The organism is Maribacter polysiphoniae, assembly GCF_003148665.1.
Classification (GTDB): domain Bacteria; phylum Bacteroidota; class Bacteroidia; order Flavobacteriales; family Flavobacteriaceae; genus Maribacter_A; species Maribacter_A polysiphoniae.
Map to the genome: position 1 here is coordinate 150,066 of NZ_QGGQ01000008.1, position 12,473 is coordinate 162,538.

A 12,473-nucleotide genomic window follows, 5' to 3' on the forward strand; every position below is an offset into this window, starting at 1 on the left:
ATTATGCCTAGGGCGTACTATTACTTACCTGTAACATCTTACCATTGAACATTTCATGTCCGTTCAAAGCAAAATCCTTAATATATCTGGCCATTTCCATTGCCGTAACCGGAGCTTTGTACCCAGGAAAGGCTTCTTCCAGCATTTCCGTCTGTACCGCCCCTAAGGCCAAAACATTGAAAGACGGACCTGTTTCCTTGAATTCCTCGGCCCATAGTTCGGTCAAGGTAATCACAGCACCTTTACTTGAACTGTATGCTGACAACCCTGGGAATTTCATACTGCCTTGCACCCCTCCCATGGAGCTTATGGTCACTACATGTCCATTTTTGGGCATTTTAGGCACGACCAACTTGGTAAGGTTGGCAACCCCAAAAACATTTACTTGGTACACCGCTTCAAATTCAGAAGATCCGGTTTCCAAAAAAGGTTTATTCAGTAATCTACCCGCATTATTGATCAAGACATCCACCGTTTTCCAGTGGGAGTCCAAATAAGCCCCAACCTTTTTCAAATCCCTATCCTTAGTAATATCAAAAGGAAATGAATCTATATTTTTATGTTTCAATCGGGAAATTGATTCCTCATATCGGGACAAGGCCAATACACTATGCCCTTCGTTGGCGAAAAGCTGTGCCATTTCAAAACCTATACCCCTACTCGTACCGGTAACGATTATGTTTGCCATTAGTTATATTTTATTTCCTGTTCGGTTGCATTGGCTATACCTGCTACAACAGGAATGAATGTGTTAATTAAAGTAGCCATATGATCAAAATCCATTTCAGAAACCTCATCACCTACTTTATGATAATGGTCGAAATTAGTGAAATCAAAGGTTGAAAACGTCTGGGAAGGCACATTGAATTCCTTATGGAAAGGAAAGTTATCCGAACGCATGAACAGATTAAATTCCTTGGCGGAAGGCAGAAAGCCGACAATATTACCCTGGGCATACGTGTTACAGACCTCAGCCATGTTAGATTCCCCATATCCTGTTACATAGGCCAAATAATCCTTATCCACCATGGGTACCCCTACCATTTCAAAATTCAACATCGTATAAAGATTGAAATCATTCTCCTTTAATCGCTTGGCCAAATGTCTCGACCCCCACAATCCTTTTTCCTCTGCAGTGAAGAAAGCAAAAACCAAACTGCGTTTATTTGTCTTAGCTTGGGCGAAATAACGAAGCATTTCCAATACCGTGGTGGTTCCCGAAGCATTATCATTGGCGCCATTTGCTATGGCATCTCCGTTAACGGGTGTTGATGTCCCGATATGGTCATAATGTGCCCCTATCAAAATAAACTCATCCTTCAGGTCAGGATCGGTTCCTTCCAAAACCCCAACGATATTATACATCGGCTTATCAGAATTATCAAGGGTATCGCGAAAGGTCCCAAAGAAGGGCTGTATGCCATTCCTACTAAAAACACCTTCAATATATTGTGCGGCCTTTTCAATACCAGGACTACCCGCATCCCTTCCGTTCAATTCGTCCGATGCCAAAAAACCCATAATCTTCCCAACGCTATCGCTATTCGTGAATACGAGACCAGGAACAGCGATATTAGACGCTACGACACTTCCTTTGACACCGGAGGGGCCACTTGGAACCCCCGAATCCCCATTAGATTTTGATTGTGTGGCACCGCAACCAAAAAGCAGCAGTACAAAAACAAATTGAATGATTTTTTTCATGGAACACGGATTATGATTCTTAAAGATAAAAAAACATCCGCCATTGGCGGATGCTATATTCTTGTAAAATTTTGAAATGTTCAACTACGCGAGCATCGTCACAGGATTTTCAAGGTAAGCCCTTAAAGTCTGTAAGAATTGTGCCCCTGTAGCACCATCAACCGTTCTATGGTCACATGCCAAGGAAAGTGTCATCGTATTACCAACTACAATCTGTCCATTCTTAACGACTGGTTTTTCAACAATTGCCCCTACGGACAAAATCGCTGAATTGGGCTGATTGATAATGGAGGTGAATTCCAAAATCCCGAACATTCCCAAATTGGAAACGGTAAAGGTACTTCCATCCATTTCGGCTGGCGTCAATTTTTTGTTTCTAGCCCTTCCTGCAAGATCTTTGACCGCTGCACCTATTTGTGTTAGGTTCATTTGATCGGTGAACTTAAGTACTGGCACTACCAAACCATCTTCAACGGCAACGGCAACACCCACATGAATATGGTGGTTATACTTTGTAGTATCCCCTTTCCAGGACGTATTCACTTGAGGATGTTTCTTAAGCGCCATGGCACATGCCTTTACCACCATATCATTGAAGGACACCTTGGTATCTGGCAAATTGTTGATCTGTGCACGGGAAGCCTTTGCATTATCCATATCAACCTCAATGGTCAAATAGTAATGAGGAGCCGTGAATTTAGATTCGGACAATCTTTTTGCAATGGTCTTACGCATTTGCGAATTCTTGACCTCTTCTGAACTTTCCTCCCCTACAGGCAAAGCTACTGGAGCTATTGCTGAGGATGCGGAAGTTGTTTCCTGGGAAGTGGTGGCTGGTTTTGCGGCCTGTTGGACAGGTACGAAATTCTCTATATCTTTCCTTACGATTCTACCGTGATCACCTGTACCCTTAACATCTTTTAAATCAATGCCTTTTTCTTTGGCGATTTTCTTGGCCAATGGAGAAGCAAAAATCCGTTGCCCATCATTGACAGACTCTGCAACAGCTTCTTGACTTGGTTCAGCTGCTTTTTCTTCTTTCACTTCTTCTTTTGCAACCTCATTGGATTTACCGGCAGCAGGTTTTGCGTTCAACACAGCATCAACATCGGTGCCTTCTGGCCCAATTATCGCAAGAACGGCATCTACTGGAGATGACTCTCCTTCTTGAAGACCAATATATAACAAGGTTCCTGAGTAAAACGACTCAAATTCCATGGTGGCCTTATCGGTTTCGATTTCGGCAAGAATATCACCTTCCTCAACCTTATCGCCAACTTTCTTCAACCAGGAAGCGACAGTACCTTCTTCCATGGTATCACTAAGACGTGGCATTTTCACGATTTCGACACCTTCTGGAATATCCGCTGAACCTGAACCACTAGAACTACTAGCGACAGGTGCCTCTGCAGTATTTTCGGCAACAGGGTCCACTTTCGCCCCATTAGAGGCATCAGCAGCTCCATTGATCAAACCTGAAATATCCTCACCCTCTTCACCTACGATAGCCAAAAGCGAGTCAACCGGAGCTCCTTCGCCTTCAGGAATACCTATATATAATAAGGTACCCTCATGAAAAGACTCAAATTCCATAGTTGCCTTATCTGTCTCTATCTCCGCTAGAATATCTCCTTCTTCAACTTTATCACCAACTTGTTTAAGCCATTTTGCCACGGTACCTTCCTCCATGGTATCACTCAAACGAGGCATATTAATCACTTCTGCCATTTAAATATTATTTATGTTGTACAAATGGGTAATCCTCTTGATCGTAGACCACGTCATATAATTGATTCACTGGTGGGTAGTCGGATTCCTCAGCAAATTTCTCACATTCAGAGACCCTTTTTTTAACCTCCTTATCAATTTCCTTCAACTCTTCTACCGTTGCATATTTCTTATCCAAGATCACTTCCTTAACCTGTGAAATCGGGTCAATTTTCTTATACTCCTCTACCTCATCCTTGGTTCTATAATGCTGGGCATCCGACATGGAATGACCTCTATATCGATAGGTCTTCATTTCCAAGAAAGTAGGTCCACCACCACTTCGGGCACGTTCAATGGCCTTACTCATTTCCTTGGCCACTGTAACTGGATCCATGCCATCAACCGGTCCACAGGGCATTTCATAACCCAATCCCAATTTCCATATATCGGTGGAATGCGACGTTCTCGCAACCGAGGTTCCCATGGCATAGCCGTTGTTCTCACAAACGAAAACCACAGGCAATTGCCAAAGCATGGCCAAATTGAAACTTTCATGGAGCGAGCCTTGGCGTACCGCGCCATCACCCATATAACACAAGGTGACTGAATCCCTTTTGAAATACTTATCGGCAAATGCCAGACCAGCGCCCAAAGGAATCTGGCCTCCTACGATACCATGTCCACCATAAAAGCGATGTTCTTTTGAAAAAATGTGCATGGAACCTCCCATACCTTTGGAAGTACCGGTGACCTTACCATAAAGCTCAGCCATCACCTTCTTTGGGTCAACCCCCATTCCTATTGGTTGAACGTGGTTCCTATATGCGGTCAACATTCTATCCTTCGTTAAATCCATGGCATGCAATGCACCAGCTAAAACAGCTTCTTGACCATTGTACAAATGAAGGAATCCCCTAACTTTTTGCTGTATGTATACGGCTGCCAATTTGTCCTCGAACTTCCTCCAGAACAACATATCTTCGTACCACTTCAGATAAGTTTCTTTGGTGATTTTTTCCATTAATCGTAATTTAGTTAAAAGTTATTATTTCATGAAGCCACTAAAAACAGACTTTACGGCCTCTAAAAACAGCGGAACAAAAATACACATATTAATCAATCGGTAAAAAAATAAAGATAAAAGCTTGTCATAAAAATTCACGGTTATCGATCATAATAACAAAACCGGTCGATAAAATGATATTTGAAACCAGACAACGCCTGCTTTTTCGATTTATAAATAGGTGTTATTAAAACCTAAGGGAAGAATATCGGACAAAGAATTGCATTTAATAACCTCTCCCTTTTCCCCCATCATAAGTATGGAAATAGGTTCTTTTTGCCTGAACTCATATTCTGAAATAGCTTGCCGACAATTACCACAAGGTGCTGCTGGAGAGTCAACCATATGATTTTCAGACATCGCCGTAATGGCAATCGATTTAATTGCAATCCCTGGATATTTGGCCCCAGCTTGAAATACGGCCACCCGCTCCGCACATAAACCGGATGGGTATGAGGCATTTTCCTGATTATTCCCAATGACCACAACATCATTCTGCAACAATACAGCGGCTCCGACATTGAATTTGGAATATGGTGCGTAGGCATTTTTTCTTGCCTCAATAGCCGACTGCAACAGCTTTTTGTCCTCAGGGCCCAATTCATCCATAGTCTCAAAAACCTGTAGCTCAAAGGATATCGTTTTTTTTCTCATGTCATAAAAACATTTCGTGTAGGCCTAAATTAACAAAACCTGCCCAAAGGCAGGTTTTTGTTCCAAGATATATTTTTTATTTAGTCATTATAAAACTCCTCACCCAAACTAAAGGTCAAGGAAAAACGAAGGGTATTCTCCAACGGATTCTTGACTTGGGAAGTAGAGAACAAATAGGAAAGGTCAATCTGGGCGGCCTTGAATTTAAATCCGGCACCCATGGTAAAGAATTTTCTTGATCCTTTTTCCTCGCTCTCATTAAAGTATCCGGCGCGGACCATAAAAGCATCCTGATAGGCATATTCTGCACCCAAAGCCCAGGTAAACTCTTTCAATTCCTCACTAAAACCATCCGGGGCATCACCGAAGGACTTAAAAACACCGTTTAAAAATCCGATTTGTTGATACTCCTCATTATCGGTTGCATCGATAACGCCATCCTCATTGAAATCCTTGGGAGTCGGCACCAATAACTTGTTGAATTCAGAGGTTATTCCGATGGTATTATCTTGATCCAGAATAAAATCGAACCCAGCACCGAATTTCAAATTCGTCGGCAGGAAGTTTTCCTGCCCCCCTTCATCATAGGACATCTTTCCCCCAAGATTGGATATGTTGAAACCGGCCCTCCATCTACCATCGAAATTATCATAGGCAATTTCCCTTGAACGATAAAACCCCGCAATATCAACAGCAAATGTGCTGGCGGCCTGCGAATCTTCGCTTCCATTTTGTGGCAATTTCAAGTTTGACCGTATAAATCTACCACCAACGGCCATAGAAAAGGTTGGACTCAACTTTAATGAGTATGACCCGTCCAAGGCCAGTTCATTCGGTTTGGCCAAAGTTCCTGGATCGTTCGCAAATTGGCGAAGTTCTATTTCACCTAACGTGAAATAGCGCAGACTAAGTGCGAAAGCGCTTTGCTCATCTATTTTATTGTAGAAACTCGCATTTAACAGCGATATATCTGTGATCAAACTTTCCAAATAGGGCGTATAACTTACCCCAATACCCATTTTTCTTTCAGCAAAAGCAAACTTTGCCGGATTCCATTGTTGCGAAAAAGCATCTGTAGAAGTTGCCACACCCATATCCCCCATACCGGCAGATCTGGCATCGGCCGCAATGGTCAGGAAAGGGACGGCAGTGGTTATAACCCTATCCTCCTGGGCCGAAATTTGCACAGCAAAGGCCAACAATATCAATAATGGAAATTTCTTCATCAGCATTGGTCTTATTTTCAATATGAATAAAAGTATTAGTAATTCCCCCAAAAAAAACTAGGACTATTGTATTGGTAAACGGAGTTTTTAAAAATATCTTATACCGTTCATCGAAAATATTCAAATCATGGATGTCACATTTGGCAAGATTTTACTTTTTGCCAAGACAATTCCATCCTTTTTAACCTTTATACCTTATATATAGTATCCCTAGCACGCAAAAGAAATGTTCAAATCCATACTATAATGGCAATTACGCCGTTATATTTTTTGTATACACGCTTTTTGCATCATTTAAAATGGCAAACACGGAAATAATTTTTCAGTGACAAAATATTATGACCAAAACATCGTTTAATATGCCGAAAGTGACACCAAATTAAATCAGAATAAGAATTTCAAACTACGTAAAAGGTAGTTTAAATATTTGAACTCAAGTCCTAATTATGAAAAAACAGTTTATCAAAATTGTACTTTCTTGTGCAGTAATAGCGGGAGGTTGCACTGTTACAAGTTGTAGCAAAAAATCCTCATCTTCCAAAAATGTATCAAGAGCTACAGGTTGGAAAATCAATGCCAAGGAAGGTGGTTTCCAATACAACACAGACTTTAAAGAGCAAGAGACTGCTCCCGGTCTTGTTTTCGTGGAAGGTGGCACGTTCACCAAAGGTAAAGTGCAAGATGATGTTATGCACGACTGGAACAACTCAGCTACCTCCCAGCATGTACAGTCTTTTTACATGGATGAAACCGAGGTTACCAACGTAATGTACTTGGAATATTTGGATTATCTAAAGAGTGTATATCCTCCAGAAAATCCAAAATATGCGAATATTTATAAAGGTGCCTTGCCCGATACCTTGGTATGGAGAAACCGTTTGGGATTCAATGAAACCATGACCAATAATTACCTAAGGCATCCTGCTTATGCAGAATACCCTGTAGTTGGCGTTAACTGGATCCAAGCCACACAGTTTGCCGAATGGAGGACCGATCGTGTAAATGAGGTGATGCTGGAAAGGGAAGGTTATTTGGCCAAAGACGCTAAATACCAGGCCGCCACTGGTGAAGTTGCAGGTACATTCAGTACCGAAGCCTACCTTAACAGACCAGAATCTGTCTATAACGGACAAATAGATTCCCTTCAAGGGAAAATGAAAAAGGACAGCGTTAACACCTACGCCAAAAGAAGTTCGGGTATCATCATGCCGGAATACCGATTGCCTACGGAGACTGAGTGGGAATATGCCGCCCAGGCCCAAGTTGGTTCTAGGGAATACAATAACTATAGAGGTAGAAAAAAATACCCATGGGACGGTGATTACACCAGAAACGGTCAACGTGTTGGTCGAGGTGACCAATTAGCAAACTTTAAACAAGGAAAAGGTGACTATGGCGGAATTGCAGGTTGGTCCGATGACGGCGCTGATATTACAGCACAGGTAATGTCCTACAAGCCCAATGACCTTGGTCTTTATGACATGGCCGGTAATGTTGCCGAATGGGTAGCTGATGTTTACCGACCTATTGTGGATGACGAAATCAGTGACTTCAACTACTATAGAGGTAACATATATATGAAAACTGCCATCGGAGAAGATGGTAAAGTTAATATCTTGAGAGACTCCGTGGTATATGACACACTTCCTAATGGTAAAGTCGTAGCGGTAAATCTTCCAGGTGAGATAAAAATGGTACCTGTCGATGAAGAAGAAACCTATTTGAGAACTAATTTCTCTGCTAGTGACAATAGAGGATATAGGGACGGCGAACCAAGTTCTTCAAGATTCTTCGACAGATTCAGTGATGAAGAAGATAGTGAGAATACCAAAAAAATGTACGATTCCCCTAACCACAAAGTAGAAAGGGATTCTTTAGGAAACTTGATTCGCCAGTATGACCACTCTAACAACAGAACTACATTGATCAATGATGAAGTGAGGGTATATAAAGGTGGTTCATGGAAGGATAGGGCTTATTGGTTGGATCCCGCTCAACGTAGATACCTACCACAATATATGGCCACAGACTACATCGGATTCCGTTGTGCAATGTCTAGGGTAGGCTCGAAATCAAAAACAAAGAACAAAACGGTAAGAGGTAAAAAAGCCAAATAGTCTTACTGAAGTTATATAAAAAGCCCTGACCATTTCGTCAGGGCTTTTTTTTATCTTTGACTTATGAGTATAAGCGCACTTCATCAGATTTTTCAGCAGTTTCCCACTATTTGTACCGACACTCGAAAAATCACTGACAATTGTATCTTTTTTGCCTTAAAGGGCGACAACTTCAATGGCAACGACTATGCCGAGTCAGCTTTGCGGGAAGGAGCCGCCTATGCGGTAGTCGATGACAAAAAATATGCCGGCTTCGATAAGGTGTTTTTAGTTGATGATGTTTTGGAAACCCTTCAAGGGTTGGCCAAATACCACAGAAACCACCGTGCCGCCAAAATCATTGCCCTAACGGGTAGTAATGGCAAAACAACCACCAAGGAACTGATCTTTTCCGTCCTTTCCCAAAAATATAAAACAGTGGCCACTGTTGGCAACCTCAACAACCATATCGGTGTTCCCCTTACCCTATTATCGATAAAGGAAGATACCGAGATTGCCATTGTTGAAATGGGTGCCAACCACTTGAAGGAAATCGAATTCCTGTGTAGCATTGCATTGCCCGATTTCGGCTACATCACAAATTTCGGAAAAGCCCATTTGGAAGGTTTTGGAGGTGTTGAAGGCGTTATTAAAGGCAAGAGCGAACTCTATGAATTTATAACGACCCACAACGGGATTGCTTTCTTAAATGCGGATGACCCTATTCAATTGGAAAAATTGGGAACCTATATTCACAAATATGGTTTTACACAGAACAAAAAAGATTATTACAAAATTGAATTCCTAAAGGCCGACCCTTGTGTTTCCCTACAGGTTGAAGACACCTGCATTCAATCCCATCTAATAGGAAGTTACAACTTTACAAATTGTTGTGCGGCCATCGTCATGGGCAAATATTTCAACATTCCCCTAGATGTCATCAAACAGGCCATCGAAAGCTATGTACCCCAGAATAACCGATCTCAGATTATTGATAAAGATGGCCGGCAAATCATCCTTGACGCCTACAATGCAAATCCATCGAGTATGAAAGTTGCCTTGGAAAATTTCAGTAAGCTAGAAGGGAGTCCAAAAATGGCTTTTTTGGGTGACATGTTCGAATTGGGGGAATCGGCTGCAACGGAACATCAGATCATCGCTGATTTATCGTCACAGCTCAATATTGATAAGGTGTTTTTATTGGGGGAGAATTTTAGCATGACCGACAGTTCGTTTACAAAATTCAAGAACTATGATGACTTTAAATCACGTTTCATGGATTTAGGGTTAACCAAAAACGGCAAAATCCTAATCAAAGGTTCTAGGGGCATGGCCTTGGAACGCCTGCTCGACTTGCTCTAGTTTATTTCGGATGATGTAAAGGAAAGAAGTGGGATATACTGGATTCGAACCAGTGACCTCTGCCCTGTCAAGGCAGCGCTCTAAACCAACTGAGCTAATATCCCAATAAAATTTCAGGGCGCTAAGGTATGACTAATTTTTTATTCCCAAAACTTACCTATCAAGAATGATCGGTTTATTCCCAAATATTTTTATGCCTTCCTCAAATTTGCAAGGAAACCGATAAATCCAATATTTCAATCTACGCAAATAACTTTTGGGTATACGCATCTTTTCACTGCACACTTTTAACCCCATCATCAAACTGGGCATAACCCAATTATTTATTTTCCGATTTTATACTATCCATTTCCTTTCTGAATCTTAGGATCATAAGGCTATCAAATTGTTGCTCAATACTATCACGCATAAACCTCCAGTTTGATGGCGTCATTTTCAAATTATAATCCCTGATTTTATTGAAACGGGCAATATTGAAACGATTCGAGCGCCAGGCGGCCTCCGTACTCTCTTTATGTTTAAGGTCCTGAAGATATATCCCTATACAAAAACCTAGCACAACAACAACCAACACAACGATCCAAAATCTTGAATTTGTCTTCATAACATCCTTGGTAATTTAGGGCATTGCATGGCAAGGTATAAATACAGAAATCCATTACAATAGATTATTAAAGTTAAAGCATTGCCGCATAACGACAAAACATATCCGCCCATCTTTATAAAATACGGACGAAAACCCTGTTTGGGTTTCCTACTTTCTTAAAAAGTACTTCCTATCTTCGGGGTTGGTTTTTTTATCAATCATTTTATATTCAAAAAAAGCGCCCCTAATCAATCGATCCATTACAAACCTGCTTTTAATGCCATACCATGACCATTTTCAATCGCGGTATACTTTTATATGATTTAAACTACCGAGACTATAAATCGATAATTACCCCCAAATGGCGATTTGCAAATACCTTGAAAATAATTGTTTATGATTTCAAAATGACCTATCCCCCCCTTACAAACCCACAATCATTATGTGTACGATAACATTTTTTATGTGTGTACGTACACATTTTTCATTGCAATCCTTTGAAAATAGAAATCCAACCACTACTTTAGCAATAACAATCACCGGATAACCTTCCGAAAAAGTCAATAAATGAGGCCATCGATTAAAATTAAACACAGAATAATCTACCAATGCCTCAAACTATGCCTTTCTGAAATAAATAGACACTATCGATAAAATACGTTGGTTATAACTGAATAAAAGTCGGTCCTCAAGGTAAAAAACAAACATATGGATTCAAGAAGAACCTTTATAAAAAAATCAGCATTGGCCGGCATAGGTCTATCACTCGCTCCAGGGTTCACTTATGGTAATTGGAAAACAAGTGACAAACTAAAAATCGGAATGATCGGCGTAGGCCTTCGTGGCACAAGCCATCTTAAAAATCTTTTACTAAGAAAGGATATAGAGATAACGGCCATATGCGATATAGACGCTGACAGAATAGATTTAGCCTCTAAATTAATTTCTGAAGCCGGGTACAAAAAACCCCAATCATTTGGAAAAAATGATTTGGATTACCGAAACCTTCTGGAGTTGACTACTGTTGATGCAGTGGTTATCGCCACACCGTGGCTTTGGCATACCCGAATGGCAAAAGATGCCTTAAGAGCTGGTAAATACACCGGTTTGGAAGTGTCTGCAGCAAACACCTTGGAAGAATGCTGGGACCTTGTAGAGACCCATGAAGAGACTGGCTCTCACCTAATGCTTCTCGAAAATGTAAACTATCGCAGGGATATTCTTGCCGTATTGAATATGGTAAAACAGAATGTGTTCGGTGAACTCGTTCACTTCAGATGTGGCTACCAACATGACCTGCGTGATGTAAAATTCAACAATGGAAAACAACCTCATGGTGGTGGGGTTGAATTTGGACCAAAAGCTATTTCAGAAGCAAAATGGCGTACAAACCATTCCGTAAAAAGAAATGCAGATGTCTATCCTACCCACGGTGTAGGCCCCATTGCAGCCATGTGCGACATTAATAGAGGCAATCGCTTTGTGTCGATAACCTCAAATGCCACTAAAAGCATTGGATTGCACAATTACATTGTAAAGAACGGCGGTGAAGACCATCCGAATGCCAAAGTGAAATTTAAACAAGGGGATGTCATTACATCAACTATAGAAACAGCTAAAGGTGAAACCATAATCGTAACCCATGATTGCAACTTGCCCCGCCCCTATTCCTTAGGATTTAGGGTTCAGGGAGCCAATGGTCTTTGGGAAGTGGATGGAGACCGAATCTATATTGAAGGGCAATCAGAACCCCACACTTGGGACAAGGCCGATTCTTGGCTGAAAAAGTATGATCATCCTTTATGGCAGAAATATGGGGATTATGCTCAAAATTCTGGTCATGGTGGAATGGATTTCTTTGTGATCAACGCATTTGTAGAATCTGCGAAAAACAATATCGCCCCTCCAATAGACGCTTATGATGCGGCTGCATGGAGTGCCATAACACCCCTATCGGAAATCTCAATTGAAAACAATGGAGAACCACAGGATTTTCCAGATTTTACACGAGGAAACTGGATGAAGAGAAAATCATATGATTGGATAAAGGACGACTTTTAATAGCTTAGGAC

Annotated in this window: 10 protein-coding genes and 1 tRNA gene; 3 read left to right on the forward strand and 8 right to left on the reverse strand. The window is 41.2% G+C overall.

Annotated features, from left to right (window positions below; genetic code table 11):
* Positions 1-7 precede the first annotated feature (7 nt).
* The 6 genes from LX92_RS15910 to porV form a co-directional block, all read right to left on the reverse strand.
* Positions 8-688, reverse strand: coding sequence for an SDR family NAD(P)-dependent oxidoreductase (locus LX92_RS15910; RefSeq protein ID WP_109652793.1), 681 nt, complete (start codon positions 686-688; stop codon positions 8-10).
* On the reverse strand, positions 688-1,704 hold the full coding sequence (locus tag LX92_RS15915) for a M28 family metallopeptidase (RefSeq protein ID WP_109652795.1): 1,017 nt from the start codon (positions 1,702-1,704) through the stop codon (positions 688-690). Before LX92_RS15915 ends, LX92_RS15910 begins: the two co-directional genes overlap by 1 nt.
* A gap of 84 nt (positions 1,705-1,788) precedes the next feature.
* Positions 1,789-3,432, reverse strand: coding sequence for a pyruvate dehydrogenase complex dihydrolipoamide acetyltransferase (locus LX92_RS15920; RefSeq protein WP_109652797.1), 1,644 nt, complete (start codon positions 3,430-3,432; stop codon positions 1,789-1,791).
* A 7-nt stretch (positions 3,433-3,439) separates the two neighbouring features.
* On the reverse strand, positions 3,440-4,435 hold the full coding sequence (gene pdhA / locus LX92_RS15925; RefSeq protein WP_109652799.1) for a pyruvate dehydrogenase (acetyl-transferring) E1 component subunit alpha: 996 nt from the start codon (positions 4,433-4,435) through the stop codon (positions 3,440-3,442).
* Positions 4,436-4,648: 213 nt separating this feature from the next.
* Positions 4,649-5,131 (reverse strand): cytidine deaminase, encoded by a 483-nt coding sequence (gene cdd / locus LX92_RS15930; RefSeq protein ID WP_109652801.1) that lies wholly within the window; start codon positions 5,129-5,131, stop codon positions 4,649-4,651.
* Positions 5,132-5,211: 80 nt separating this feature from the next.
* Positions 5,212-6,357: a type IX secretion system outer membrane channel protein PorV gene (porV, locus tag LX92_RS15935; RefSeq protein WP_109652803.1), complete on the reverse strand. Its 1,146-nt coding sequence runs from the start codon at positions 6,355-6,357 to the stop codon at positions 5,212-5,214.
* Between the two features lie 446 nt (positions 6,358-6,803).
* On the opposite strand from porV, the gene gldJ reads away from it, so the two are divergent.
* Together gldJ and LX92_RS15945 are read left to right on the forward strand one after the other, a co-directional pair.
* Positions 6,804-8,474, forward strand: a complete 1,671-nt coding sequence (gene gldJ / locus LX92_RS15940) for a gliding motility lipoprotein GldJ (RefSeq protein ID WP_109652804.1) — start codon at positions 6,804-6,806, stop codon at positions 8,472-8,474.
* Positions 8,475-8,537: 63 nt separating this feature from the next.
* A complete protein-coding gene (locus LX92_RS15945; protein ID WP_109652806.1) occupies positions 8,538-9,815 on the forward strand; it encodes a UDP-N-acetylmuramoyl-tripeptide--D-alanyl-D-alanine ligase in 1,278 nt (425 codons plus the stop codon).
* 29 nt (positions 9,816-9,844) lie between these two features.
* Here LX92_RS15945 and LX92_RS15950 read toward each other — a convergent pair.
* Positions 9,845-9,919 (reverse strand) — tRNA-Val (locus tag LX92_RS15950).
* A 215-nt stretch (positions 9,920-10,134) separates the two neighbouring features.
* A complete protein-coding gene (locus tag LX92_RS15955) occupies positions 10,135-10,419 on the reverse strand; it encodes a hypothetical protein (RefSeq protein WP_109652808.1) in 285 nt (94 codons plus the stop codon).
* Positions 10,420-11,109: 690 nt separating this feature from the next.
* Between LX92_RS15955 and LX92_RS15960 the strand changes: the two genes are divergently transcribed.
* A complete protein-coding gene (locus LX92_RS15960; RefSeq protein ID WP_109652810.1) occupies positions 11,110-12,462 on the forward strand; it encodes a Gfo/Idh/MocA family protein in 1,353 nt (450 codons plus the stop codon).
* Positions 12,463-12,473 lie beyond the last annotated feature (11 nt).

Bases quoted from the DNA above. Each gene is read 5' to 3' on its own strand.
- LX92_RS15910 (WP_109652793.1), bottom strand. From the start codon at position 688: ATGGCAAACATAATCGTTACCGGTACGAGTAGGGGTATAGGTTTTGAA.
- LX92_RS15915 (WP_109652795.1), bottom strand. From the start codon at position 1,704: ATGAAAAAAATCATTCAATTTGTTTTTGTACTGCTGCTTTTTGGTTGC.
- porV (WP_109652803.1), bottom strand. From the start codon at position 6,357: ATGAAGAAATTTCCATTATTGATATTGTTGGCCTTTGCTGTGCAAATT.
- LX92_RS15960 (WP_109652810.1), top strand. From the start codon at position 11,110: ATGGATTCAAGAAGAACCTTTATAAAAAAATCAGCATTGGCCGGCATA.
- LX92_RS15920 (WP_109652797.1), bottom strand. From the start codon at position 3,432: ATGGCAGAAGTGATTAATATGCCTCGTTTGAGTGATACCATGGAGGAA.
- LX92_RS15945 (WP_109652806.1), top strand. From the start codon at position 8,538: ATGAGTATAAGCGCACTTCATCAGATTTTTCAGCAGTTTCCCACTATT.
- pdhA (WP_109652799.1), bottom strand. From the start codon at position 4,435: ATGGAAAAAATCACCAAAGAAACTTATCTGAAGTGGTACGAAGATATG.
- gldJ (WP_109652804.1), top strand. From the start codon at position 6,804: ATGAAAAAACAGTTTATCAAAATTGTACTTTCTTGTGCAGTAATAGCG.
- cdd (WP_109652801.1), bottom strand. From the start codon at position 5,131: ATGAGAAAAAAAACGATATCCTTTGAGCTACAGGTTTTTGAGACTATG.
- LX92_RS15955 (WP_109652808.1), bottom strand. From the start codon at position 10,419: ATGAAGACAAATTCAAGATTTTGGATCGTTGTGTTGGTTGTTGTTGTG.